Annotated in this window: 26 protein-coding genes; 8 read left to right on the top strand and 18 right to left on the bottom strand. The window is 63.8% G+C overall.

What is annotated here, in order from left to right:
• Nucleotides 1-6: 6 nt before the first annotated feature.
• The 12 genes from PZH32_RS05275 to PZH32_RS05220 form a co-directional block, all read right to left on the bottom strand.
• The gene (locus PZH32_RS05275; RefSeq protein WP_275206670.1) at nt 7-1,452 is read right to left on the bottom strand and encodes a uracil-xanthine permease family protein; all 1,446 of its coding nucleotides are present in this window, start codon (nt 1,450-1,452) and stop codon (nt 7-9) included.
• Between the two features lie 81 nt (nt 1,453-1,533).
• On the bottom strand, nt 1,534-2,103 hold the full coding sequence (locus PZH32_RS05270; RefSeq protein ID WP_275206910.1) for a xanthine phosphoribosyltransferase: 570 nt from the start codon (nt 2,101-2,103) through the stop codon (nt 1,534-1,536).
• A 182-nt stretch (nt 2,104-2,285) separates the two neighbouring features.
• Complete coding sequence (gene groL / locus PZH32_RS05265; RefSeq protein WP_275206669.1) at nt 2,286-3,917, bottom strand: chaperonin GroEL; 1,632 nt, start codon at nt 3,915-3,917, stop codon at nt 2,286-2,288.
• A 172-nt stretch (nt 3,918-4,089) separates the two neighbouring features.
• On the bottom strand, nt 4,090-4,377 hold the full coding sequence (locus PZH32_RS05260) for a co-chaperone GroES (RefSeq protein WP_275206668.1): 288 nt from the start codon (nt 4,375-4,377) through the stop codon (nt 4,090-4,092).
• 206 nt (nt 4,378-4,583) lie between these two features.
• The gene (locus PZH32_RS05255) at nt 4,584-5,285 is read right to left on the bottom strand and encodes a response regulator transcription factor (RefSeq protein ID WP_275206666.1); all 702 of its coding nucleotides are present in this window, start codon (nt 5,283-5,285) and stop codon (nt 4,584-4,586) included.
• Nucleotides 5,278-6,525, bottom strand: a complete 1,248-nt coding sequence (locus PZH32_RS05250; RefSeq protein ID WP_275206664.1) for a sensor histidine kinase — start codon at nt 6,523-6,525, stop codon at nt 5,278-5,280. Before PZH32_RS05250 ends, PZH32_RS05255 begins: the two co-directional genes overlap by 8 nt.
• A gap of 56 nt (nt 6,526-6,581) precedes the next feature.
• On the bottom strand, nt 6,582-7,400 hold the full coding sequence (nadE, locus tag PZH32_RS05245) for an NAD(+) synthase (protein ID WP_343074491.1): 819 nt from the start codon (nt 7,398-7,400) through the stop codon (nt 6,582-6,584).
• Between the two features lie 63 nt (nt 7,401-7,463).
• Entirely contained in the window at nt 7,464-7,829 is a 366-nt protein-coding gene (locus PZH32_RS05240; protein WP_275206663.1) for a hydrogenase maturation nickel metallochaperone HypA, read from the bottom strand.
• 5 nt (nt 7,830-7,834) lie between these two features.
• The gene (tatC, locus tag PZH32_RS05235; protein WP_275206661.1) at nt 7,835-8,617 is read right to left on the bottom strand and encodes a twin-arginine translocase subunit TatC; all 783 of its coding nucleotides are present in this window, start codon (nt 8,615-8,617) and stop codon (nt 7,835-7,837) included.
• Between the two features lie 3 nt (nt 8,618-8,620).
• Complete coding sequence (locus tag PZH32_RS05230; RefSeq protein WP_275206659.1) at nt 8,621-9,331, bottom strand: Sec-independent protein translocase subunit TatA/TatB; 711 nt, start codon at nt 9,329-9,331, stop codon at nt 8,621-8,623.
• A 20-nt stretch (nt 9,332-9,351) separates the two neighbouring features.
• Entirely contained in the window at nt 9,352-9,564 is a 213-nt protein-coding gene (locus PZH32_RS05225; protein WP_275206657.1) for a CASC3 protein CASC3, read from the bottom strand.
• Between the two features lie 147 nt (nt 9,565-9,711).
• Nucleotides 9,712-11,073 carry an amidohydrolase family protein gene (locus PZH32_RS05220; RefSeq protein WP_275206656.1) on the bottom strand — a complete coding sequence of 454 codons (1,362 nt, stop codon included), beginning with the start codon at nt 11,071-11,073 and terminating at the stop codon, nt 9,712-9,714.
• Nucleotides 11,074-11,229: 156 nt separating this feature from the next.
• Between PZH32_RS05220 and ubiE the strand changes: the two genes are divergently transcribed.
• From ubiE to PZH32_RS05180, 8 genes are all read left to right on the top strand, one after another.
• Entirely contained in the window at nt 11,230-11,973 is a 744-nt protein-coding gene (ubiE, locus tag PZH32_RS05215) for a bifunctional demethylmenaquinone methyltransferase/2-methoxy-6-polyprenyl-1,4-benzoquinol methylase UbiE (RefSeq protein ID WP_275206654.1), read from the top strand.
• Between the two features lie 11 nt (nt 11,974-11,984).
• Complete coding sequence (locus tag PZH32_RS05210; RefSeq protein WP_275206652.1) at nt 11,985-12,800, top strand: DUF5685 family protein; 816 nt, start codon at nt 11,985-11,987, stop codon at nt 12,798-12,800.
• A 108-nt stretch (nt 12,801-12,908) separates the two neighbouring features.
• A complete protein-coding gene (locus tag PZH32_RS05205; RefSeq protein ID WP_114548785.1) occupies nt 12,909-13,574 on the top strand; it encodes a response regulator transcription factor in 666 nt (221 codons plus the stop codon).
• Nucleotides 13,571-14,695 (top strand): sensor histidine kinase, encoded by a 1,125-nt coding sequence (locus PZH32_RS05200; protein ID WP_275206651.1) that lies wholly within the window; start codon nt 13,571-13,573, stop codon nt 14,693-14,695. The genes PZH32_RS05205 and PZH32_RS05200 overlap by 4 nt, the downstream gene beginning before the upstream one ends.
• Before the next feature lie 67 nt (nt 14,696-14,762).
• Entirely contained in the window at nt 14,763-15,473 is a 711-nt protein-coding gene (locus tag PZH32_RS05195) for a hypothetical protein (RefSeq protein WP_275206649.1), read from the top strand.
• Nucleotides 15,474-15,478: 5 nt separating this feature from the next.
• Complete coding sequence (locus tag PZH32_RS05190; RefSeq protein WP_206604142.1) at nt 15,479-15,610, top strand: CD1871A family CXXC motif-containing protein; 132 nt, start codon at nt 15,479-15,481, stop codon at nt 15,608-15,610.
• 121 nt (nt 15,611-15,731) lie between these two features.
• Entirely contained in the window at nt 15,732-16,553 is an 822-nt protein-coding gene (locus tag PZH32_RS05185) for a 4Fe-4S binding protein (protein ID WP_275206648.1), read from the top strand.
• Between the two features lie 10 nt (nt 16,554-16,563).
• On the top strand, nt 16,564-17,016 hold the full coding sequence (locus PZH32_RS05180) for a TlpA family protein disulfide reductase (RefSeq protein ID WP_275206647.1): 453 nt from the start codon (nt 16,564-16,566) through the stop codon (nt 17,014-17,016).
• A 165-nt stretch (nt 17,017-17,181) separates the two neighbouring features.
• On the opposite strand, the gene PZH32_RS05175 is transcribed toward PZH32_RS05180, so the two are convergent.
• From PZH32_RS05175 to PZH32_RS05150, 6 genes are all read right to left on the bottom strand, one after another.
• Nucleotides 17,182-17,937, bottom strand: a complete 756-nt coding sequence (locus PZH32_RS05175) for a TorD/DmsD family molecular chaperone (protein WP_275206645.1) — start codon at nt 17,935-17,937, stop codon at nt 17,182-17,184.
• Nucleotides 17,938-18,032: 95 nt separating this feature from the next.
• Nucleotides 18,033-18,473 carry a DUF4405 domain-containing protein gene (locus PZH32_RS05170; protein WP_114548790.1) on the bottom strand — a complete coding sequence of 147 codons (441 nt, stop codon included), beginning with the start codon at nt 18,471-18,473 and terminating at the stop codon, nt 18,033-18,035.
• A 1-nt stretch (nt 18,474) separates the two neighbouring features.
• Entirely contained in the window at nt 18,475-18,993 is a 519-nt protein-coding gene (locus PZH32_RS05165) for a hypothetical protein (protein WP_237974326.1), read from the bottom strand.
• Between the two features lie 286 nt (nt 18,994-19,279).
• Entirely contained in the window at nt 19,280-20,569 is a 1,290-nt protein-coding gene (nrfD, locus tag PZH32_RS05160; protein WP_275206643.1) for an NrfD/PsrC family molybdoenzyme membrane anchor subunit, read from the bottom strand.
• A 75-nt stretch (nt 20,570-20,644) separates the two neighbouring features.
• Nucleotides 20,645-21,265, bottom strand: a complete 621-nt coding sequence (locus tag PZH32_RS05155) for a 4Fe-4S dicluster domain-containing protein (RefSeq protein ID WP_275206642.1) — start codon at nt 21,263-21,265, stop codon at nt 20,645-20,647.
• A 9-nt stretch (nt 21,266-21,274) separates the two neighbouring features.
• The gene (locus tag PZH32_RS05150) at nt 21,275-23,743 is read right to left on the bottom strand and encodes a molybdopterin-containing oxidoreductase family protein (protein WP_275206641.1); all 2,469 of its coding nucleotides are present in this window, start codon (nt 23,741-23,743) and stop codon (nt 21,275-21,277) included.
• Nucleotides 23,744-23,785 lie beyond the last annotated feature (42 nt).

The raw sequence follows: 23,785 nt of genomic DNA, 5'->3' as shown, positions 1-23,785 counted from the left end.
CCGTCCTCAGCGATTGTCCGAAGGCGGGATGCTTCCTGCTGCGTCTTCCACCACCAGCGGCCCGTGCACCTTCTCGTCCTTTGGCAGAAGCAGGCTGGCCAAAATGGCCACCACGAACACCATAGCCACGCAGTTGTCGGCGAACACGCTTTGCAGCAGGTCGGGGAAGATGACGAAGATGTCGCTCATTTGGGTGAAGCCGATGCCCACGGCCAGCGAAAGCGCCGCAATGGTGATGTTGCGCTGGGAGAAGCCGGCGCTGGCAATCATCTGGAAACCTGACACAATGATGTTGCCGAACATCATGATGGTACAGCCGCCCAGCACCGCCTCGGGCAGCGAGGCGAAGATCAGGCTGATCACGGGCACGAAGCCGGCCAGCACCAGCACGAAGGCGCCCGTGGCAATGGCGCGGCGATTCACTACCCCGGTCATGGCCACCAGGCCCACATTCTGAGAGAACGAGGTAACCGGCGAGCAGCCGAAGATGCCCGAGAAGGTACTGACCACGCCATCGGCCGTAACGGCGCCGGAGAGCTCTTTGTCGCTGGGCGAGCGCTTGAGAGCCACGGCCGTCAGCGCCGAGCAATCACCCACCGTCTCGGTAGCCGACACCAGGAACAGCAGCGTAATGGACACAATGGCGCTAGGGTTGAACTCGGGCATCACCGGCATAAGGGCCGGCAGGCTGAACAGCTCGAAATTGGCGAAACCCGAAAAGTCCACCTTGCCCATCGCAATGGCAACCACATAGCCCACCACCAGGCCGAAAAGCACCGAGAGCTGCTTGGTGGCCCCCTTGGCCAAACCCTGGAAGGCCAAGCACGCTACCAGCGAGATAGTACCGAGGATAAGGTTGGGCGCGCTGCCGAAGTCAGCCGCATCGGTGCCGCCGCCGAACGAGGCCGCACCGACTCCCAAGAGCGAGAACCCGATGGCCGTTACTACCACGGCCGCCACAATGGGGGTAATGATGCGGCGCCAGTAGCGAGCAAACAAGCCTAGGACGCCCTCGATCAAGCCTCCCACAATAACCGCGCCCACCAAGGCGCCGTAGCCCTGGGTAGCCGCCACGGTGCAGGCCACGGTCACAAAGGTGAAGCTGATACCCATGACAATGGGCAGCCCCGAACCGACGCGCCAAAGTGGGAACAGCTGGATGAAGGTGCCGATGCCGGCAATGAACATAGCATTCTGAATGAGCACGGCACGCATGTCCTCGGAAAGCCCCGCCGCGCCCACGATGATGGCAATGGGCGCCAGGTTAGCTACGAACATGGCCAGCACGTGCTGCAGGCCGTACGGGAAGGCCTCAAGCCAGCCAATGGAACCATCCAGAGAGCGAAGGGCCTCTTCCTTCCCATCGCGAAAAGCCACCCCGGCCTCGCTTTCGATAACTACCTCTTCCTCTTCGGGGGACGCCGGAGCATCGGTGCGGGTAGTGTCGCTCACAGGAACTCTCTTTCTTCTTGATCGATAACGGAAACGGGGGCGAAGCCTGCTGCCCTCGCCCCCGCCAACGTGCGGTGATGGTTAGTGACGGAACTCGATGGCGCCGGTGGCCGGATCCATGGACTCAACGATGGCCAGCGACTGCAGGTCGTAACCCTGCTCGCGCAGCTCGTCGCCGCCGCCCTGGAAGCCTTTCTCGATGGCTATGCCGATACCCTCCACGGTGGCGCCGGCGCTCTCGCAAATTTCCAGCAACCCGCGCAGAGCACAGCCGTTGGCCAGGAAGTCGTCGATGATAAGCACGTGATCATCGGGCCCCAGAAAACGCGTAGACACAATAACGTCGTAGATGCGGTTGTGCGTGAAGGACTGAATGCGCGTGGAGTACATAGTGCCGTCCAAGTTGATGGACTGGGTCTTCTTCGCGAACACCACGGGCACTCCGAAATGATGGGCCACCACGGCGGCAATGCCAATGCCGGAGGCTTCGATGGTCAGCACCTTGTTGATGGGCTTATCGGCGAACAGGCGCTTCCATTCCTCGGCCATGGCGGAGAACAGCTCGATATCCATCTGGTGGTTGAGGAACGCGTCCACCTTTAGAACGCCGCCCGCCTTCACCACGCCATCGCGCAGAATGCGCTGCTCCATCAGCTCCACGAAAACCTCCTTGGGATGCGAAAAACGTCTTCCTCTATCTTAGAAGAACTCGCTTATCTTGGCGATATCAAACCCATAACAATAAAAAGCCGCCGGCTCCGAAGAACCGACGGCTTCTCGAGTTAGCGCTTTGACGACTGCGCCAAAATCGGTGAGTCAACCTTTGTTGCGGCTTAGTACATTCCGCCGCCGCCACCCATGGCACCGGCCAGAGCGGACAGGTCCGGACCCTCCTTGGGGATCTCGTTGATGGTGGCCTCGGTGATGAGGATGAGGGCCGCCACGGAAGCTGCGGACTGCAGCGCGGTGCGGGTCACCTTCACCGGGTCGTTCACGCCCATCTCGATCATGTTGCCGTACTCGCCGTTGGCGCAGTTCAGACCCTCGCCCTTCGGCAGGCTCTTCACCTTCTCGACCACGACGGAGCCCTCGAAGCCAGCGTTCTGGGCAATGGCGCGCATGGGAGCCTCGATGGCCTTGCGGATGATGTCGATGCCCACTTCCTCGTCCTTGTCGGAAGCCTGCACGGCATCCAGGCAGCCAATGGCGTCGACCAGAGCCACGCCGCCGCCGGCGACGATGCCCTCCTCAACGGCCGCGCGGGTAGCCTGCAGGGCGTCCTCGATGCGGGACTTCTTCTCCTTCAGCTCGGACTCGGTAGCAGCGCCCACCTTCAGCACGGCCACGCCGCCGGACAGCTTCGCCAGACGCTCCTGAGCCTTCTCGCGATCGAAGTCGGAGTCGACGCGCTCGAGCTCGGCGCGGATGATCTGGATGCGGTTCTCGATGTCTTCTTTCTTGCCGGCACCGTCAACGATAAGGGCGGTGTCCTTGGTGACCTTCACGGTCTTGGCGGAGCCGAGCATCTCCATGGTGGCGTCGGCCATGGTCATGCCGAAGTCCTTGTCGATGACCTGAGCGCCGGTAACCACAGCGATGTCCTCGAGGATGCGCTTGCGGCGATCGCCGAAGCCGGGGGCCTTGATGGCCACCACGTTCAGGGTGCCGCGCAGACGGTTCAGCAGGATGGTGGACAGGGCCTCGCCCTCCACGTCCTCAGCCACGATGAACAGCGGGCGCTGGGCGCGCATGATCTCCTCCAGCAGCGGAACCATGTCCTGGATGGAGTTGATCTTCATGTCGGTGAGCAGGACGTAGGGGTCCTTCAGCACCGCTTCCATCTTCTCCATGTCGGTAGCCATGTAGGGAGAAATGTAGCCGCGGTCGTACTGCATGCCCTCGACGAGGTCCATCTCGATGCCGAAGGTCTGGGACTCTTCCACGGAGATGGCGCCGTCCTTGCCCACGGCGTCCATGGCCTCGGCGATCTTGTCGCCGATGGCAAGGTCGCCAGCGGAGATGCGGCCGACGTTGGCAATCTGCTCCTTGGTGGACACCGGCGTAGCGGAGGCCTTGATGGCCTCGACCACCGCGTCGGTGGCCTTCTCGATGCCGCGACGAATGCCCAGGGCATCGGCGCCGGCGGTGACGTTCTTCAGGCCCTCGGAGACGATGACGTCGGCGAGCAGGGTGGCGGTGGTGGTGCCGTCGCCGGCCACGTCATTGGTCTTCACGGCCACTTCGCGCACCAGCTGGGCGCCCATGTTCTCCACGGGGTTCTCCAGCTCGACTTCCTTGGCGACGGTCACGCCGTCGTTGGTGATGAGCGGAGCGCCGTAGGACTTCTCAAGCGCCACGTAGCGACCCTTGGGGCCGAGGGTGACCTTGACGGCGTCGGCCAGCTTGGAAACGCCCGCGGCCAGGCCGGAGCGAGCATCGGTATCGAACTTAATTTCCTTAGCCATTAGTTCGCGTTCCTTTCAAATCAAGTAAGTTAACAGCAGGCTTTTCGTGGTGAGTCGCATCGTGCCGAAAGGCCGAGCGGGCGTGAGCTAAGCGACCTTGTGGTCGCGTGCGAACCCCGCGAGAGACTTGAGGTGCGAGGCGGCCGCCACGGAAAGCCGTCGATGGTTGGATTTATTCAACCACCGCGTAGATGTCGTCAATACGCATGATCAGCACGTTCTCGCCATCGAGGGCCACCTCGGTGCCGCCGAACTTGCCGTAGATAACCTTGTCGCCGACTTTCACGGGCATAGGCAGCAGCTTGCCGTCCTTGCCCATCTTGCCGTCGCCCACCGCAATGATGGTGCCCGTCTGGGGCTTTTCCTTGGCATCGGAGGCCAGGAACAGGCCGGAGGCAGTAGTTACCTCAGCCTCGTCCTGCTTGAGGATGACGCGATCGCCCAGAGGCTTCAATTTCATAACTTGCCGTCCTTTCAATGGTGTCGTAGTGCTTTTGCACAACTTCCAATTTAACCACTCGATGAGGGTAAGTGCTAGCACTCTTCAACTACGAGTGCTAAACAGGAAGACATCATAACAGCAACGGGGCGGAAAACAAGTAGTACGGCGAAAAAATTTGAGTTTTTTACGCTCAGATTTCTTGCGATTATGGCTTTGATCAGGGATTACCTTGCTGGTGATACCAAACCGGTCTCATAGGCGAACACCACCAGCTGAGCGCGGTCGTGAGCGTCGGTCTTCGCCATAATGCGTGCCAGATGCGTCTTTACCGTAGCCGGAGAGATAAACAGATCCTCGGCAATCTCATCGTTGGACAGCCCCCGCGCCACCAGCATGAGAATCTCGCGCTCGCGATCGGTCAGGGTGGCCAGGGCCGCTCGGCGCCCATCGGCGGCATCGGCACTGCCCCACCCCGCTCGAGGACGGGCGGCCACGAAGGTTTCCACCAAGCGGCGCATCACCTTGGGCTGAATGAGCGCATCGCCATCGGCCACCACGCGAATGGCCGCCACGATCTCGTCGGGATCAGCGTCCTTCAGCAGAAAGCCGCTGGCGCCGGCGCCCAAAGCGTCGTAGACGTATTCGTCGATGTCGAAGGTGGTGAGCACCAGCACCCGCGTCTTTGCCAGCAGAGGATTGCCCGTGATGGCGCGCGTGGCCTCGATACCGCTCATTTCCGGCATGCGGATGTCCATGAGCACCACGTCGGGCTTGAGCCGCTGCGCCTCCTGCACGGCCTCGACGCCGTTGCGGGCCGTACCGACAATCTCGATGCCGTCGTAGGTGCTCAAAATGGCCTTGAAACCGCTGCGCACCAGATCCTGGTCATCCACTACCAGCACGGTAATGGGCGATTCGCTACTCACGAGGCTCCTCCTTCTGGGCAAGCGGAATGGTCACGGCAATGCGCACCCCGCCCGAAGAGCTTGGCGAGGCGGCGAAGGTGCCTCCCAGGAGGCGGGCGCGCTCGCGCATACCGCGCAAGCCGTGGTGATTGGGACGCAGCTCCTCGACGGCCAGGCCGTGGCCGTTGTCGTCGACCGCCAACTGCACGGCCCCGGCCTCTTCGTTGGTGGCAAGCACAATGACCGCTTGGGTTGCGCCCGCATGGCGCACGATATTGGTAGCCGCCTCGCGGGCAATGCCGTAAAGAGCCACGTCGATGAAGGCCGGCACCTCCCCACGGCGATACCTTTCCATGTCCAGCGACACCGTAAGCCCCGCACCCTCCAAGTAGGCCACCAGATCGGCCATGCGATCGGTGCCTTCCGTGGGGACCGTTTCCGCCTGCTGGGGACCCGAGCGCAGGACGCCGATCATGGCGCGAATTTCCTCAAGGGCCGATTTCGAGGTGCGGCGCACCTCGGCAATGGCCTCTTTGGCGGCGGCCGGATCGCGATCGATCAGGCGCTCGGCCGCGGCCGCCTGGATACTGACCGCCGAGAGCGAATGCGCTGTGATGTCATGCACCTCGCGGGCAATGGAGACGCGCTCCTCTTCCACGCGGCGAGCGGCCTCGGTCTCGCGGGTGCGCTCGGCCTCGGCGGCGCGTTCCTCCATGACCCGTACGCGATCCTGGTGCTCGTGCAGGCCGTAGCCGGCAAAGACGGCAGCCAGGGCCAGGGCCAGATTCTGAAAAACCGTCAGCTGCGTGAGCATCTGCGATTCGGGATTGGCCGAGGGAGCAAGCAGCAGCACGAAGCACGCCACCACCCCGGCAATGGCCGCCTCGGTACGCCCCCGCAGCGAGGCCACGGTGAACAGGGCGATGATGGGCCCCGCTACCGACAGCGACAGCCCCGCCATCTCACCCTGGAGCCATACCCAGGAAAGCAGGCACCAGCCGAAGACGATCCAGGGCACTTTGCGCCGCGCCACCAAGGGCAGCGTGGTCAGAGCAATAGCGAAGATGGTCCAACCCGTGGGCACCACGGCCTCGATGCCCATAAAGCGGCGCAGGGCCTCATCGGGAAACATGAGGTTGGCCGAAAGCGTCAACTGCAGGCAGGCGAAGCCGAAAGCGCCGGCCGCAATGACCGCATCGATGAGCCAGTCCATGGCGGACAGCTTCTTGCGTTGTACGAAAATGGTATCCATGAGGGTCATGGTACCCCACCGTCCGCGCCCTCGCCATACCGCAGGCGGTGTAGTTGCGCGGTTGTTTACTCGTAGAACGAAACGCTGGGGTACGGCGGCTCCAAAGCGCGCTTGAAGGCGTTGGCCGCGGTACGGGCCACCACGGACTCCACCAAGGAGCGATCGAAGCCCTCAGCGGCAATGGCGTCCACCGAGCGGCCGTGCTCCACCGAGGCCTCGAGGATGCGGTCCAGCGTGTCGTAGTCAATGCCCAGGGACTTCTCGTCCTCTTGGTCGGGCGCCAACTCGGCCGAGGGCGGCTTCACGAACACGTTGGCGGGAATGGGAGGCACCTCTCCGCGCTCCTGCGCCCGCTGGTTGCGCCATCGAGCCACGGCAAACACGTCGGTCTTGTACAGGCCGCCCAACGGGGCGAAGGCACCGGCCGTGTCGCCGTAGAGGGTAGAGTAGCCCATGCAGGCCTCGGACTTGTTGCCCGTGTTCAGCATAAGCCAGCCGTGGGCGTTGGACAGGGCCATGAGACACACCATGCGACAGCGAGCCTGGGTGTTCTCGGCGGCCAGGCCCTCCAGGGCCCCGCCGCACGGTTGCGCCAGCACTTCCGCAAACGCCTCAAAGGGCTTGCAGATAGACACGGTGGACACCTCGATGCCTAAGTTGGCTGCAAGCTCTTCAGCGTCGGTCAGGGACGAATCGCTGGAATAAGGCCCTGGCAGCATGACCCCGTGCACGGAGGAGGCGCCCAGGGCGTCGACCGCCATAACCGCCACCAGCGACGAGTCCATGCCCCCGGACAGCCCGATGACCACCTCGGTAAAGCCCGCCCTGCGGACATAGGTTTCCAAGGCCTCGACACAAGCGTTGTACATGACCATAGGTTCCATGAACCAGTTCCTTTCAACGAAAAAGCGCTGCCATGAATATGGCAGCGCTCTGTTCTTTGGGTGCTACTCCCCGCTGGATTCGGGCAGGTCCACCTCGATAGAATCGATTTGCAGCTCGCGCCCAGCTATGAGCTCCGTGGCGAAGCTGTCGCAGGAGGGGCAGAAGATTTGGAAGCGGTCGTGCTCGAATTCGGCGCCGCACTCCAAACAGATGCTCTTGGGGCGCACCATGATGATATCGAGCGCGGCGCCCTTGGTGAAATCATCCGCCTCAGTCAGCGCCTCGAAGGCGAAGTTCAGCGCGTCTTCCACCGCCTCGGTCATCTCACCGATGCGCAGCGTCACGCCAATCAACCGCGTGGCCCCGGCCTCGTGGGCAGCCTTCGTAGCCGCGTCCACGACACCGGTCATAATGCCCAGCTCGTGCATGGACGCTACTCGTCCTCTTCGGCGGCCAGCTCGGCGTTCTGGCGCTTGATACGGCGCGCCAGCACAATGCGGGCCAGGAACAGCGAGCCCTCGTAGAGCACGATCATGGCCGCGAACATGAGCAGCATGGTAACGGGCGACGCGTCGGGGGTAACCACGGCGCAGAGCACCATGAGCACCACATAAACGGTACGCCAGCTGCCGCGCAACTTCTTATAGGGAATAACGTCGAAGATAACCAAGTAGAAGATAACCAGGGGCAACTCGAAGGCGAAGCCGAAGGCAATCTCGAACTTGATGATCATGTCGATGTAGGAGGACATGCGCGGAAGCACGCTGCCCAATCCCATGGCCTGATCGGTCAACCACTGGAACGCCGGCGTCAGGATGACGCAGTAGCAGAACACCGTACCGATGATGAACAGGGCCACGGCGGCGCTGAACGTGGGAATGAACCACTTGCGCTCCTCGGGCTTCAAAGCCGGCAGGAAAAACGCCAGCAGCTGCCAGAGGATAACCGGCGAAGTGGCCACCACACCGGCCCACAGAGAGATCTCGAAACGCACCGAGAACGCCTCGAAGGGATCGAGGGCGTACAGCCACGCCTCGCCCGCGCCCGAGTCGGGCAAAAAGCCGGCGATGGGCATAAGCAGGAACTGGCCCATGGTAGGCGTTGCCATGTAGAACACCACCACGGCCACGGCCAGGCAGGCCACGATGCGCACCAAGCGCATACGCAGCTCGCCCAAGTGGTCGAAGAGGGGCATACGTGCCGGTCCGATAGGCATGACTTAGGCCTCCTTCTTCGTATCAGACGAGGCATCGGTAGCCTCGGAAATGGTCTTGGGCTCGTCGGCCGCGGCGGCCTTGGCTTTGGCCTCCGCTTCCTCCTTGGCCTTCTTCTCGGCCTCGCGCTTGGCCTTTTCTTCAGCGCGCTTCTTCTCGGCCGCGGCCTTGCGCTCGGCCGCCTCCTGGGCGCGCTTCTCGGCCTCGGCCTTCTTGGCCGCCTCGGCCTCGGCCTCCTTCTTGGCCGCGCGCTCGCGGTCGTAGCGGGCCTTGCGCTCGGCGAAGCTCTCCTGCTTGGCGGGAGCCTCGGCCTCAGTGGCCTCGGCGTCGCCTTCGGCCGGCTTCTCCGCGGCCTTCTTGGCAGCGGCTGCCGTGGCGCCGGCCACCCCGGCCGCCGGAGCACCCGAGGCGCTCTTGGAGGCATCGCCGACCTTCTTGGACACCGTGGAGGCCGTCTTCTTGGCCGCATCTGCGCCCTTCTTCGCCTTGGCGGCGGCGTCGTCCAGCACGTCCAGCGGGTTCTTGAAGGGCTCGTCGGAGTCCTTGTCGAATACCATCTCGCCCTTCAGGACGCCGCTCATCTCCTCTTGGGCGTTCCTGAACTTCGCGATGCCCTTTCCGACGGTCTTCGCGATGGCAGGCAGCTTATCGGGCCCGAAAATGAGGAACCCGAACAGCAGAATGAGGAAAAGCTCAAATCCGCCGACTCCAAACACGGTGCTTCCTTTCTACAGCTCTACAGCGAGAGCACGGTCAGTGCCATGGTGGGAATACCAAGGGCCAAAACGAGGATGATGCATACCACGACGGTGAAGATCTTCTTCGTGCGCGCCTTCGCCTCGGCCGCTTCCTTTGCGCGGCGCTCGCGCTCTTGGGCGGCGCGGACGCGGTCGGCCTGCTGCTTGCGCGTGGGATTCTTGGCTCCCGTCTTGTTCTTCTTGCTCGCCATGGCTCGCGCTCCTCGGTTCCCTTGCTAAAGTGTTCGCAAATTCGGAATTATCGCAGAACAAGAGCCGCAGCGCCAGCGAGAAAGTCCCGCAAGCGCGCGGCTCCACGAATTTCCAATTGCGCTGAGTGCCGGTATCAGCAACTGGAGTTAGGCATCGGGGCGCAGTTTGCTGCGAATCTCGATGACCCGGGCGATGTTCTTCGCCACCTCTACCTTCACATGCCAGCGGTTCTTCTCGTACAGCACGTTGCCGTCCACCATGGTCATGAGCACGTCGGCTGCCGTACAGGTGTTGACCACGGCGGCCACCGGGTCGGTGGTGAAGGACTGGTGCGAGCTGGAAAGGTCCACGGCAATCATGTCGGCGCGCTTGCCCAGCTCCAGCGAGCCCACCTTGTCGTCGATGCCCAGGGCGCGGGCGCCGCCGATGGTAGCCACCTCCAGCATGGTGTTGGCGTCCAGGAAGCGACCGGGATTCACCGCGCGCTGAAGCAGCATGCCCAAGCGCATTTCCGAGAGCATGTCGGTGGACTCGGTGGCGGCCGGCGAATCGGTGCCCAGGCCCACGCGCAGGTCGGCGCGGAGGAACTCGTCGAGCGGGGCTACGCCCTTGCCCAGCTGGGCCGTGGCCCGGGGGCAGCAGCATACGGCCACGTCGTACTCGCGCAGTTTCTTCAGATCCTCGTCGTCAACGCACACGGCGCCGACGATCATGACGTTGGGGGCGTCGAAGGCGTTCCAGTTGAGGGCGTAGCGCACGGGGCTCACGCCCGTGGGCAGCCAGGGCGGAATTTCCACGTAGCCGCGCTTCACGTCGCCGCCGTGCACCTGGAAGGGCGACGAACCGTAGCGCACGAAATCCGACTCCTCGCGGCTGCCCGCCAGCCACAGGGCCACCGGCAGCTCTTCCTTCGTGGCGAATTCGGAGATGGCGCGCAGCGTGGCCGGATGGTTGTTGAACAGCGGCGATGCGGCAATGCCGATGGTGACGCGCTCGGCGTCCACCTCTTCGCGCCAGTGGAGAATGTCCTTCTGGGCCGACTGCATGGCCGCGTCGATGCGGCCCTTGTCCATGGCGCCTACCTGACGGTAGATGACCGAACGCAGGCCCAGCTTGTTCACCGCGGTGCAGGAGGCGCCCGTGGTGGTGGTGTCGGCCACGGTGGTAATGCCGCTGGACAGCGCGTCCAGGCCGCCCAGGATGGCCGAGTCGAACCAGTCGGCCGCCTCGATGCGCGTGGCCTTGCGGGCCATCTCGGTCAGCCATTCCACGTAGGGGGCGTCGTTCACCACGCCGCGCATGACCGACTGCTCCAGGCGCGTGTGCAGGTCCACCAAACCCGGCATGATGGCCGCCAGGCCCTGGTCGATGACTTCCTCGTCCGGGTAGCGCAGACGCAGCATGTCAACCTTGCCAATATCGCGGATGACGCCGTCGCGCACGAGCACCGCACCGTCGACGATGGGCTCGGACGTTACCGGCAGAATGTACTGAGCGCATAGAAGCATGGGGCCTCCCAACCAGTCGGGGGGATGAATGATCAGCGATCCATAATAGCACGACCACCCTCCGCGCACGGATAAGCCCCGCGGATTTGCGGTCGGGTGCTTTATACTGCGGCTCAACGACGAGAGTTTGAGAAGAAGCGAAGGGGTTGCCCATCCATGAGCATCGACACTGCCACCGGCCTCGAGGCGCCGGCCGAGCTGTCCAGCGAGCGCGTGAAGGACATCTTCTCCCACATTGCCAAGAAGTACGAGCGCTTCAACGCCGTGTCCAGTTTCGGCGCCTATAAGCTGTGGCTGGCCGGCATGATGCGCCAGGCCCCCATCGAGGAGCATCACGACGTGCTGGACATTGCCGGCGGCACGGGCGACGTCACCTTTACCGTGGCCCGCACCAAGCACCCGCGCCACATCCAGTGCACCGATCTGGTGCCCGAGATGCTGGAAGTGGCCCAGACGCACGTGGACGAGGGCGACGGTGCCGGCGTGCCCATCGATTTCGAAGTGGTAGACGCTCAGGACATCCCCTACCCCGACGACTCCTTCGACGCCATCACCATGGCCTACGGCATCCGCAACATGCCCGACCGGCCCCGCGCGCTCTCCGAGATGCTGCGTGTGCTGAAGCCGGGCGGATCTCTCGTGTGCCTGGAGTTTTCCACGCCGCCGAATCGCGCCTGGCGGGCGCTGTACCGGTTCTATCTGCATCGCTTCATCCCGTTCTGGGGCGACCTCATCACCGGCGACAAGGAGGGCTTCGTGTACCTGACGAAGTCCATCGAGGCCTTCCCCGACCAGGAGGGCCTGGCAGCCCTGATGCGCGAGGCCGGCTTCACCGACGTAACCTGGAAAAACTACACCGGCGGCATAGCCGCGGTGCATGTCGCGAAGAAGCCGGAGTAAACGGGCAGCCCATGTTCGGGTTCGTGGTGGCGGATGCGGGAGCACTTTCCGAGGAGGAGAAAGAGCGCTACCGGGCGGTGTACTGCGGGCTGTGCCTCGCGCTGCGAGACCGGTACGGGCAGCTGTCGCGGGCGTGCCTGACCTACGACCTCACCTTCTTCGTGCTGCTGTGCAGCTCGCTGCACGAGCCGGAGGAAACCCAGGGCGCGAGCCACTGCGTGATGCACCCTGCTCCGGCGGCTCCGCGGGCGTGGGCGCGCTCGCCGTGGACCGACTACGCGGCCGACCTTTCCGTGGCGCTCGCCTACCACAAGGTGCTCGACGACGTGGTCGACGACGGCGCCGCGCGGGCCCGTGCGGCGGCGCACCTGCTCGCCGGGGCCTACGAGCGAGCGCGGGCCCGCATTCCCGAGCAGTGCGCCGCCATAGAGGAAGCCATGGGTCTCATCCGGACCATCGAGCGGGAAGGTGCCGAGGCCGACCCCGATGCGGCAGCACGAGAGTTCGGTATGCTGCTCGGGCAGCTTTTCGCCCACAACCAGGGATTCTGGGCCGAGGGCATGGAAGCGCTCGGCTATGCACTCGGTCGCTTCATCTACCTGATGGACGCCGCCGTGGACTTCGCCGACGACGCGGCCTCGGGCAGCTACAACCCCTTCGTGATACTCGGCGCCACGCCCGAGACCATGCGCACCACACTGGCCCTGGCCGCCGCCGATACCGCCGAGGCCTACGAGCGCCTGCCCCTCGTGCAGGACGCCCATCTCGTGGACGCTATCTTGTACTCGGGCGTGTGGGCGCAGTTCAATCGGACGTACACGCCCTAAAGCCGCCCGGCTGGCGCTTCCAAACCCCTTCCTCATCTGTCACAATGGGCACGGCGCGACTGAGGAAGCGCTGCATTCCGCCCACACCGATCGTTTCGAAGGCAACCCATGCGCATTCTCCTGATCGAAGACGAACCCGAGCTTCTGCACGATCTCGCCCGAGGGCTGGCCTTGAAAGGCTACGCTGTGGACGAGGCCGCCGACGGCGCCGAGGGGCTCCAGCGGGCCCTCGACGAGGACTACGATCTCGTCGTGCTCGACCTCAACCTGCCCGGCATGGACGGACTGCGCGTCCTATCCGAGCTCAGAGCCGTCAAACCGCAGGCAAAGGCCCTCATCCTGTCGGCGAACCACCACCTCGAGACCAAGCTCTCGGGCTTCGCGCTCGGCGCGAGCGACTACCTGACCAAGCCCTTCCACTTCGAGGAACTCGAGGCACGCATCCGCGTGCTCATCAACCGGCAGTTCGTGCAGCAAACGACCACCCTGACCTACCGTGATCTCTCGCTGGACACTTTGAAACGCCAGGCCAACGTCTGCGGCGAGCCTTTGCCCCTTACCGCGAAGGAGATGGGCATCCTCGAGTACTTCCTGCTCAACCAAGGGCGCCTCGTCACCCAGCAGGACATCGTCGATCATGTGTGGGACGGGGACGCGAATCCGTTCAGCAACTCGGTGCGCGTGCACCTGTCGGCGTTGCGCAAGAAGCTCAAGGCAGCGCTCGGCGCCGACCCCATTCGCACGAAAATCGGAGAGGGGTACCTTCTGTCATGAGAAGCCTGTCGCTGCGGGCGCGGTTCACCATTGCCGCCAGCCTGTTCCTGATCGTCTCCTGCACCGCCCTGACCGTGGTGGCGCACTACTCCGCCAATCGGATGATCGACGCGGTTATGCTCGAGCCCAGCATCGTCGCCGAAGACACCGTCGCAGGCGGCGAGCCGGCGGCGCTCACCGAGCCGGCAAGCGAGGCGGCTCCCGCGGGAGGGCAGCTGCTCTACGACGCCTTCCGCCGGGAGACGACGCTGGCCACCGTGCTCATCGTGCTTGCGGGAAGCGTGGGCGCGTACTTCGCGGCGAGCTATGTGCAAAAGCCGCTGCGCCGCCTGTCCGAGGAAGTGAAGAGCCGCGATGCCGGCAACTTCGCGCAGCCCCTTCCCGTGCCGCGCAGCGCCGACGAGATTCGCGACCTCACGCTGTCGTTCAACCAGCTGCTCGCGCAGCTCCAGCGCTCCTTCGCGCTGCAGCGGCAGTTCTCCGCTGACGCCGCTCACGAGTTGCGCACGCCCCTCGCCGTCCTGCAGACGAAGGTGGACGTTTTCGCGCTGTCGCCGCACCTCGACGACGAGACGCGCACCTTCATCGTCAACCTTCAGGCCCAGATACGGCGCCTGACCGATTTGGTGGAAGACCTGCTCCTGTTCAGCCGCGATGTGCCGCTGGAATCTGCCGAGCCCGTGCCGCTGGCCCCGCTGCTGAGCGATGTGGCCGACGAGCTCGCCGCCCTGGCAGACGAGAAGTGCATCGCGGTGCGGGTACAGGAAACGCAAGCCGTCGTCCGAGGCCAAGACGGCCTTCTCGAGCGGGTGTTCTACAACCTGCTGGAGAACGCGATCAAGTACAGCCCCGCGGGCACCGCCATCGACGTGGCCGTCGGCACCGACGGGGAATGCACGACCGTCTCCTTCGCCGACGAAGGGTGCGGCGTTCCCGAAGAGCTTCGCGAGGCCATTTTCGAGCCGTTCTTCCGCGTCGATGCGTCGCGCAGCCACCTTACGGGCGGAAACGGGCTCGGCCTGGCCCTTTGCAAGAAGATCCTGGAACGCCACGGGGCCAGCATCCGCGTGCTTCCCCACACGCCGCGCGGCAGCATCTTCCAGGTGAGCTTTCCTGCTTAACACCAGCTTTATACGGCTCACGGTATGCTCCCGAGCGCACGTTCGAGAAGCAAAGGAGTACTTACCCGTGAAACGATTCGCCATTATTATCGCGGCCGCGGCATGCGCCCTCGTCCTTGCCGCCTGCGCGCCGCAGACGCCGACCCTCGACGAGGTGGAGAAAGCCGTCGCCGAGGGCAACGTGACCCTCGAGGACGCGCTCGACAAGGGCTGGGTGACCCAGGAATGGGCGGATGCCTATCTGGAGGAGCACAGCGTGGCCGCCGACGACAAGGTGACCGACGATGCCCTGGCCGACTTCAGCACGGAAACCGTCGAGGGAGGCGCCTTCGCGAAGGGCGACATCCAGGGCGTGACCTTCCTCACCTTTATCGATCCCGAGGCCGAAGAGGGACGCGCGTTCTTCCGCGAGCTGGCAGCTGCCAGCGACGCGGTGCGGCAAAACGGCGCCAGCATCGTGGTGTGCGCGCGGGGCGACCAGGGAAGCGAGCTGTTCGACGGCGCGCCCTTCCCCGTCATCGTCTACAACGACGAGCTGCGCGCGGCCCTCGGAGAGAGCGCCGAAATGGCCGAGGCCGGCCCGGCTACCGGCGTGTGGTACGTTGACGGAGCGGTGATCTCCGCATGGTGCACGGGCCTTCCAGCATCCGACATCGAGGAGTCGGCGGCCTCGTTCGCGGAAATCTCCCGCGACCTCCAAGGCGCGGGCGACGGCGCGGCAGCCGACGAAGCAGATGCCCAAAACGGCGAGGCGGCCGTCGTCACCCTGGGGGCCTGATTGCCATGAGGAAAGCGACGGTCTGCCTTTTGGCGCTCGCCCTGGTCATGGTGGCCGCAGGAGCCGCGCGCGGCGAGGTTGCCACTGTGCTCTCCAAGGGAACCAACCTGTGCTTGGAGTGCGTTGGCATTGGGTAGCACGAGCAGGGGACGCATCAGCCGGTGGAAGATCCAACTGCTCGCGGCGCTGGCTGCCAACCCCTTCATCGCGAACTTCTTCGCGGGCACCATATACAAAGGCGAACTGAAGGCACTGTGCGTGCCGGGGCTGAACTGCTACTCGTGCCCCGCTGCGGCCGGTTCGTGCCCCATCGGTGCGCTGCAGGCTACCCTGGGATCGCCGAAGTTCCATGTCGCGTACTACGTGCTGGGCGTCATGATATTCATCGGTGCGCTGCTGGGACGGGTGGTGTGCGGGTTTCTCTGCCCCTTCGGCTGGTTCCAGGAGCTGCTGCACAAGGTGCCGTCGCGAAAGTTCAGCACCCGGCGCCTTCGCGTTCTGACCTACCTCAAGTACGTCATCCTCGCGGCGTTCGTCATCGTGGCCCCCTTGACCATCGTCAACGAGGTCGGCCTGGGCGATCCCTTCTTCTGCAAGTACCTCTGCCCGGCCGGCATTCTGGAAGGCGGTATCCCCCTCGCCATCGCCGACGAGGGTATCCGCGCCAGCCTGGGACCCCTTTTCACGGGGAAGACCTGCCTGCTTCTGGGCATTGTGACGCTGGCAGTGTTCTTCTACCGGCCGTTCTGCAAATGGCTGTGCCCCCTGGGGGCGTTCTACGCTCCCTTCAACAAGGTATCGGCCTGCCGGCTCCACGTAGACGCCCGCGCGTGCACCTCCTGCGGCACCTGCAGCCGCACCTGCAAGATGGACGTCGAAGCGTTTCGCACACCGAATCACACCGAGTGCATCCGGTGCGGCGATTGCGTGCGCACCTGCCCCACCCGGGCAATTTCCCTCTCATTTCCCCTGATGAACCGAACCGAGACAAAGGAGAACGATCATGTTGAGAAGAATAGCGACCCTCGCAGCGGCGGCCCTGCTGGGAGCGGCTCTGCTAGCCGGGTGCAGCTCCCCTGACGGCGAGCTCGTGTCGAAGACCCCTTTCCCGGAGTTTTCCGCCGTGGACACCGACGGCGAGAGCATCGGCAGCGACGTGTTCGGCGACTGGGACGCGACCATCGTCAACTTCTGGAACAACGGCTGCGGCACCTGCATCGCCGAAATGCCCGAGCTCGAGGAGATGTACCAGCAGTTCAAGACGGAGAACGTGAACCTCATCGGCGTGGCGGCCGACTCGGGCGAAAGCGACGAGCAGCTTGCCTGCGCCCGCGACATCCTCCACGAGAAGGGCGTGACCTACGCCAATATCTCGCCGAGCCCCGAGAGCAGCTTTTACCAGGACTTCGTCAAAGGGCTCACGGGATACCCCACCACCTACATCGTCGATCGCGAGGGCAACATCATCGGCGCGCCCATCATCGGCAACGTGAAGGCGCAGGAGCAGACCGTGAGAGAGCGCATCGAGCGAGCCCGCTCCTAGAATGCGCGCCCACAGCCGGGGACGGCGTACGCGTCCGCAGCCCGCGGAGGGCAGCATGCGCGCACGGGTGCGCAGCCCCGGCCCCGCCGAAGAGGCGGCGAGGCGCAGAAGGGCCCGCGTCTTGGAAGACGCGGGCCCTTGGCATGATCAGGTTTTCGCGCGTTTCTACCCGATGAACGCCGCGAGCAGGCTGGCAGCCGTGGCGTAGAAGGGAACGCGCGACTCCTCCTGCACGGCCGCGGCGAACTGGGGCATCCACTGACGGGCGTGCTCGGCCGCAAACTCGTCCCAAGCCGCCTCGGGGCTGCCTCCGGGCAGGTCGGTCGAGGCCACCACGTCGCCGGGCTCGCCGGGATCCTCGAACTCCTCCAGCGTGTCCTCGTCCTCCACCACGTCCTCGACGGCCGCGGCGTCGCCCGCGATGCCCTCGGCCTCGGCAGCGTCGGCCGCGGCGCGCAGGGCCAGGTACTCCAACAGCTCCAGCTCGGTCCACACAGCGTCGAGCGGCTCGTTGGTGCCCTCGGGGCGGCCCAGACCGCACGCCTTGCAGAAGCGCTCCACGGCCATGGAGTGCGGATTCACGAACAAGAGCGGCTGCACGCCCTCGGCTTTGGCGCGCCACACACCCTCGTACGGGCTGCACGCCGCCTCGGGAGCGCCCACGAACAGGCGCGTAGCCTCGGGGCGCAGCTCTTTCTGGATGTCGTCCGGATCGGGCAGCGCAGCAGCCTCGGCAGCACCGGGTGCCGCGGCGGCCGTCCAGTCGATTCCGAGCGCCCCGGCGATCTCATCGGCGGCCTCTCCCCACTCCCCCGAGGCGATGGCTTCGGCGAGCACCTTATCCTCCGGGTAGCGGAACGACAGCGCCAACAATTCGCACATCGCCGCGCGAGCCTGCCACAGGTCAGCAGATACGGTCATGAACGGTTCCTCCTTTGCGGATGTCCTTTTGCTTGAAAGGCAGTATAGCGCGAAACCGGGCATTCCCGCGCAAGCACCTGCAAATGCCGTATTTATCAAAATTCGAGAGCGTCCAACGTCTCGGAACTGGTCACATTCTTTTTGCGCCGCAGCACCGCCAGGGCGGCGGGGGCGCGCACGACCACGTGCACGATGAGGGCCGCGAGCAGCACCTTGGCCGCCACGGCGTGCAGCGGATCCCAGAAGGAGTAGCCCGTGGCGTACAGGCCGAGCGAGGGAAGCGCCGCCCCGGACACCATGACGCCCGACACCACACAGGCGGCGAGCGCCACGAGCAGCACGATGTTCAGAGCGAGCCGCCCCGCGCGGCCACGGCCGGCAAGCCCATCGCCGCTGGCAACAATGTGAACGCCCATGACGACAAAGGCCCCCAGCCCGATGAACTCGTGCACCGGAACACCCGTGAGAGCCGGATTGGCCGCCACCAGGTACACCACCAGCACGACCGCGTCGAAAAGCGCGCGATTGCGTTTCATGTCAGGCACCTTCCCTTTCGAAATCGAAATCGGCGTCGGCCAGATCGGCAGAGCGGGCGATCGACACCTCCGCCGTCGAATGGGCGGCCGGCACCTTCGCCGCCGGCGCGGCTTCCGCAGAGCTGCTGGTTAGCACGTCGCCGCGTCCCTCGCGCCCGCGCGCGCCGCGGCCCGACCGGCGCACGAGCAGCCACAGAGCCAGCACCAGCACCGTGGGCATGATGATCCACATGTTCAGGCTGGCGTCCGACGCCTGGTGGTAGCGCCCGATGAGGGAGTCCCACCCGTGACACTCCGCCGACGTGCAGCCGGCTTCGGGGCACGTCATCTCGTGAACCCCGTCGGGCTCGGGCACCGCCTCGAACCCGTGGCACGCGCCCGAGGCGCACCCCGCGGCCGGGCAGGGGGAATCCGCGGCAATGGGACGGATGGCAGAGCCGGGAGCCAATGCAGAGCCGGCCGCTATCGTCACGGCTAGAGCCGCCAGCAATACGAGGGCGGCGAGAAGTTTCTTCGGCATTGCGAACCTTTCCTTTCGGAAGCGCCTAAGCAAGTGCGAGAGCCTCCCAGGGCGAGAATCTCGAGTTGTTAGACATTCAACGGAGCGCATCGAGCGCGTTCGAGAGCCGCAAGGGGCAAAATCCCAGTTCGCAGAGATCGCTAAGCGGATGCAGTCCAGAGTTCTTCCCTGCCGACGTCTAACAACTCGAAATTCTTGCCCAAATTCAGCTGCGAAATCGTCTCGCATGCTGACGAAGAGGCCCGCGCCGGGAAGGGGCGGCGCGGGCCTGCACATAAGGAGGCGGCTACTTGGAAGGCGAGGCCTCCTCGACCGGGCGCAAGGGCAGGAACTTCAGGCCCAGGAAGAAGATGAGGAACCCAAGGGCCACGACGCCGAGCGTCACACCGAACTCAAGCGGTGTCGGCCAGTAGACCATGCCCCCGTAGATGCCGGAGAGGCCGGAGTCCCAGGCGGTGTGCTGCATCGAGGTCAGGGGGCCGGCGTAGTCCAGGTTGGGCAGCTGGAAGCCGCCGACCAGCAGCTGCACGCGCTTGCAGAAGATGCCGACGATGGCCAGCAGCGAGCCGACCACCAGAAGCCCGTTGGTGCGCAGCGCCGGGGTGAAGCAGATGACGGCACACACCGCGCACCCGATGACCTCCACCCAGAAGTAGGGCGCGAGCGGGCCGGTCGTCAGCATGGCCACCACTTCCAGGCCCGACCCGGCGGGGAAGCCCTCGGTGAGCAGGTCGCATCCGAAGAAGTACAGATCCACCATCACGAAGGCGCCGAGCAGCTTGGCAAGCTTCACCAAGTTGGCCCGCTCCCACTTCAGGTAGCCCGCGGCGCGCAGGGCCACGGCCACGCAGATGACAAGTGCCGTGCCGCACACCAGCGCCGAGGATACGAACCAGGGGGCGAGAAGCGCGGTATGCCACATCTCGCGACCCTGCTGTAGACCGAAGATCCAGGCGGTCACCGAGTGCACGAGCACCGCGCACACCAAGGCCACCACCGAGATGACGCGCAGGGCCGTATGGCTCATCTTGCCCGCCTCGGCGCGCACCTGCGCCCACAGGTACACGCAGGACAAGATGAGATAGGTGCCAAGCACCAGGATGTCCCACATGAGCGGACTGCCCAGGTTGGAGTACGCGAACAGCTCCCACAGGCGCATAGGCTGGCCCAGATCGACCACCACCATGCCGATGGCGGCCACAGTGCAGGCGATGGAACTCATCACCGCCACCTTGGAGATGCCGCCGAACCCGGCGATGCCGAAGGCCTTGGGCACCGACGAGATGATGAGGCCGCCGGCAGACAGACCCACGAAGAACATAAAGGACGTGATATAGAGGCCCCACGAGTTCAGGTTGCGCATACCGGTCTGAACCATGCCGCCGGAAAGCTGCATCGCCCAGAGCACGAGGCCGGCCACCACCACGACGGCCGACACGCCGATGGCAATGTTCAGCCCGCGGCCGCCCCACGCGGCGGTCTTGGCGCCGGCCGCCTCGCGGGTTTTCGAGCGGCCCTGGGCCGCACTGAAGTCGAGGTCGTCATCTACGATGACCCCAGAAGAGAAATCAGCCATGAGAATCTCCTAGAAGTAAGGGTAGGCGCACAGCCCTACCCGAGTTATGTGTCGAGCAAGATCGGCTAGAAAGCCCTAGACAAGAAAGTGGACGTTCGGGTTCGTGCCTTCCTCGGCGAGCAACTGTCGGCTCGACCGCTTTTTCAGAAGCTGGGACACCTCAGATTCCGGGTCGTCCAAGTCGCCCCAGAACCGCGCACGCGCCGGACACACCCGCACACAAGCGGGCTCTTCGCCCTTCGCTACTCGCTGACGGCACATAATGCACTTCTCTACCACATGCTTCTGATGGGGCGCCGCGTCGGCATCGCCCGTGGGGAAACCCACTGTATACTTGGGCTCTTCCCAGTTGAACGAGCGCACCCCCGTGTAGGGGCAGGCAGCCACGCACATGCGGCACCCGATGCACTTATCGTAGTCTTGGCAGACAATGCCCGTCTCAGGGTCTTTATAGGTGGCGCCCACGGGGCAGACTTTCGTACAAGCGGGATTCTCGCAATGCTGACAGGCAACGGTTACATAGGACAGCGAGACCTCGTTGATGTCCCCCTCGCAGGTGTCGCAAAAGACGCCGTCTTCGGTAAGCACGCGATTCCACCACGTTCCTTCGGGGACGCTGTTGGCAAAGCGACACTCCACGGCGCAGGTATGGCAGCCAATGCAGCGCTGCTGGTCGATGACGAATCCGTATCTCATAGGTACCACCTACCATTTCCTGAAGTTGACGCGCGTGTCGTAAAAAGCGAAAGCACACGCGTAGGGGTCCATCTTGGGGTTGGAAAGCTCTTGCATGGATCCCTCTACGTATTGGCGGCGCTGCCATCCCTTGGGGATGTTCACGATACCCGGAGGAATGGAGCCGTCGATGCGAGCCTTCACGACGCAGTGGCCGCGCTCGTTGAACACCTCGATCAGGTCATCAGTGGCCACGTTGCGCTCCTCGGCGTCGGCTTGGTTGATGCGCGCCACGGGCTCGGGATCAATCTCGCGCAACGTTGCGGCCCCGAACCACTGCGTATGGGTGCGGTAACGGTTGTGCTCGGTCAGAAGCACCATGGGATAGTCTGCCGCTAATGCGTTATCGGCTCCCGCCTCGTCGGGAGCGCGATAGTAGACAATGCGCTCACGGTCGACGTCCTCGGGGATTTCCTGGCCGTACAGGAGGCGGGGCGCCGGGTTCTCGTAGTACAGCTGGGCGCGCATGGACTCGGACATAAACGGCACCGTCTCACCGAAGATATAGGTGCTTCCGTCTTCTCCCTGAGTGCGAATGAACTTCTCCTTGCGCAGGCGCTCCAATGTGAAACCGATCGCCTTCGGGCCATCGGCATCGAGCCAGAGATTAGCCCAATCGTCGAAGGTATACTCCTCCGGAAACGCCCATCCGTAGCCGAGGGCATGACCTAGCAACGTGGCAATCTCGGAGTCGGGCTTGCTTTCGTAAAGCGGCTCGATAGCCTTCTCCTGAAGCGCCGTGTAGGGATGGTTGTAGCTGACGCGAATGTCCTCGTTCTCGTACCAGGAGCACGCCGGCAACACCATGTCGGCATAGCAAGCAGAATCCGTCATTTCCACATCGACGACAACCCAGAAGTCAATATGGGGAAGAATCTTGTCGAAGAAGTTGTTCTGACAGGCGAAGTTGCTCACAGCGTTGGAGTTCCAGCTGATCATCGCCTTCATGGGATACGGCTGACCGTCGATTTCCTGCTTCTCGACTGCCTCGTAGAGCGCGCCGGCCGGCAGATTCGACGGGGAACCGACGGCTCCCTCGGGAAACCACATGCCCATCATGTTGCCACCGAACAGCTGGAGCCAATACCCCAAGAATCCAGCGCCCGCCTTGGCGTAATTGCCGCTCAACGCCATAAGAATAGCAATAGCCCATGTGGTCAAATGCCCGTTGACGTAATGGTCGATGCCGTAGGTGATACACACTGAGATAGCTCGCTGCGACGCAAAATCTTCAGCAAGGGAGAGGATTTGCTCCTCCGATACGCCGCAGATGCGCACAGCCTCTTCGATCGTATACTGCTCCAACTCCGCCTTGAGCAGCGTATAAGCGGTATCCACCGCAATACCATCGGGCGTGGTAAACGATCCCTCCAGCACCGGCTCAACGGCCTCCGATGCCAAGACGGGACCGTCGACGGCCTGGTCCCACACGTAAAAGTCGTCCATAGGAGCACCGGTCTGTGGATTGACGGGCACTTCTTCATAGGCGCTCTTGCGAAGATGCGTCTTCGTGTCTCGACGAACCAGGAAAGCGGCCGTCGAGCGGTTCTTGAGAAAATCCCAGTCGACCTTGTCGTTCTGAATAAGCCAGTTGGACAGCGTCAGGGCCAAGTAGCCATCTTGACCCGGCTGAATGCCAATCCACTCATCCGCCTTGTGAGCTGTATTCGACTTGACCGGATCGATAACGGTCAATTTCGCCCCGCGCTCGATGCCATAGCGCATCCAGCGCCAGTTCTGAGGCATAGTGCTCACAGGATTGGTGCCCCAGCAGATAATCATCGATGCATCCTGTGCGCTCTTCGGCTCATTGGCGAAGAACCATTCACCCGAGCCCAGCACGCGGTTGATGCCCACGCCCGTTGCGTAATCGTAGCAAGAAGCAGGCTGCGTCATGCCGACGACATGAGCGAGACGCGACAACACGCCCTGAAACCCGTTGATGACGCCATTGTTGCCCGAACTGATTTCGGCAAGCACCGCCGACGGACCATATTGATCGATCACGGCACCGAACTTGTCGGCAATCTCGGCAATAGCCTCATCCCAGGTAATGCGCTCCCAGGCACCGGCTCCGCGATCCGTGCCTTCGACGCGGCGCATGGGGTACTGAATGCGCGTATCGCCATAAATGCGATCCATGTAGGACAGACCCTTCAGGCAGCTTCCGCGATAATCGTCGTCGGAGTAGTCGGCAACCTCGAGTTTGACGAGCTTGCCCTCACGCACATGGGCGTTGTAACGGCACGAATACCCGCAATTCGAGCGACATACGCCGCAGAAAACGCCCTCGGCTTCTTCGGCGGCCGGCTCGCTCTCTGCCAGGGCGGTCAGCGAGACCGCCGTCGCGCCCAAGACGCTTGCGCCGGCCACAGCTCCAGACGCTTTGAGAAAATTACGACGCGTCAGTCCGCGCGGCGAACTGTTCTGATTCGACATTTCTCCTCCTCTTGGAGAAACGCGCGGCGTACGACGGGGCAG

It is taken from the genome of Adlercreutzia equolifaciens (genome assembly GCF_029076695.1).
GTDB lineage: Bacteria > Actinomycetota > Coriobacteriia > Coriobacteriales > Eggerthellaceae > Adlercreutzia > Adlercreutzia equolifaciens_A.
Note: the sequence above shows the minus strand (reverse complement) of the source record. Positions and strands in the feature narration are given on the sequence as shown.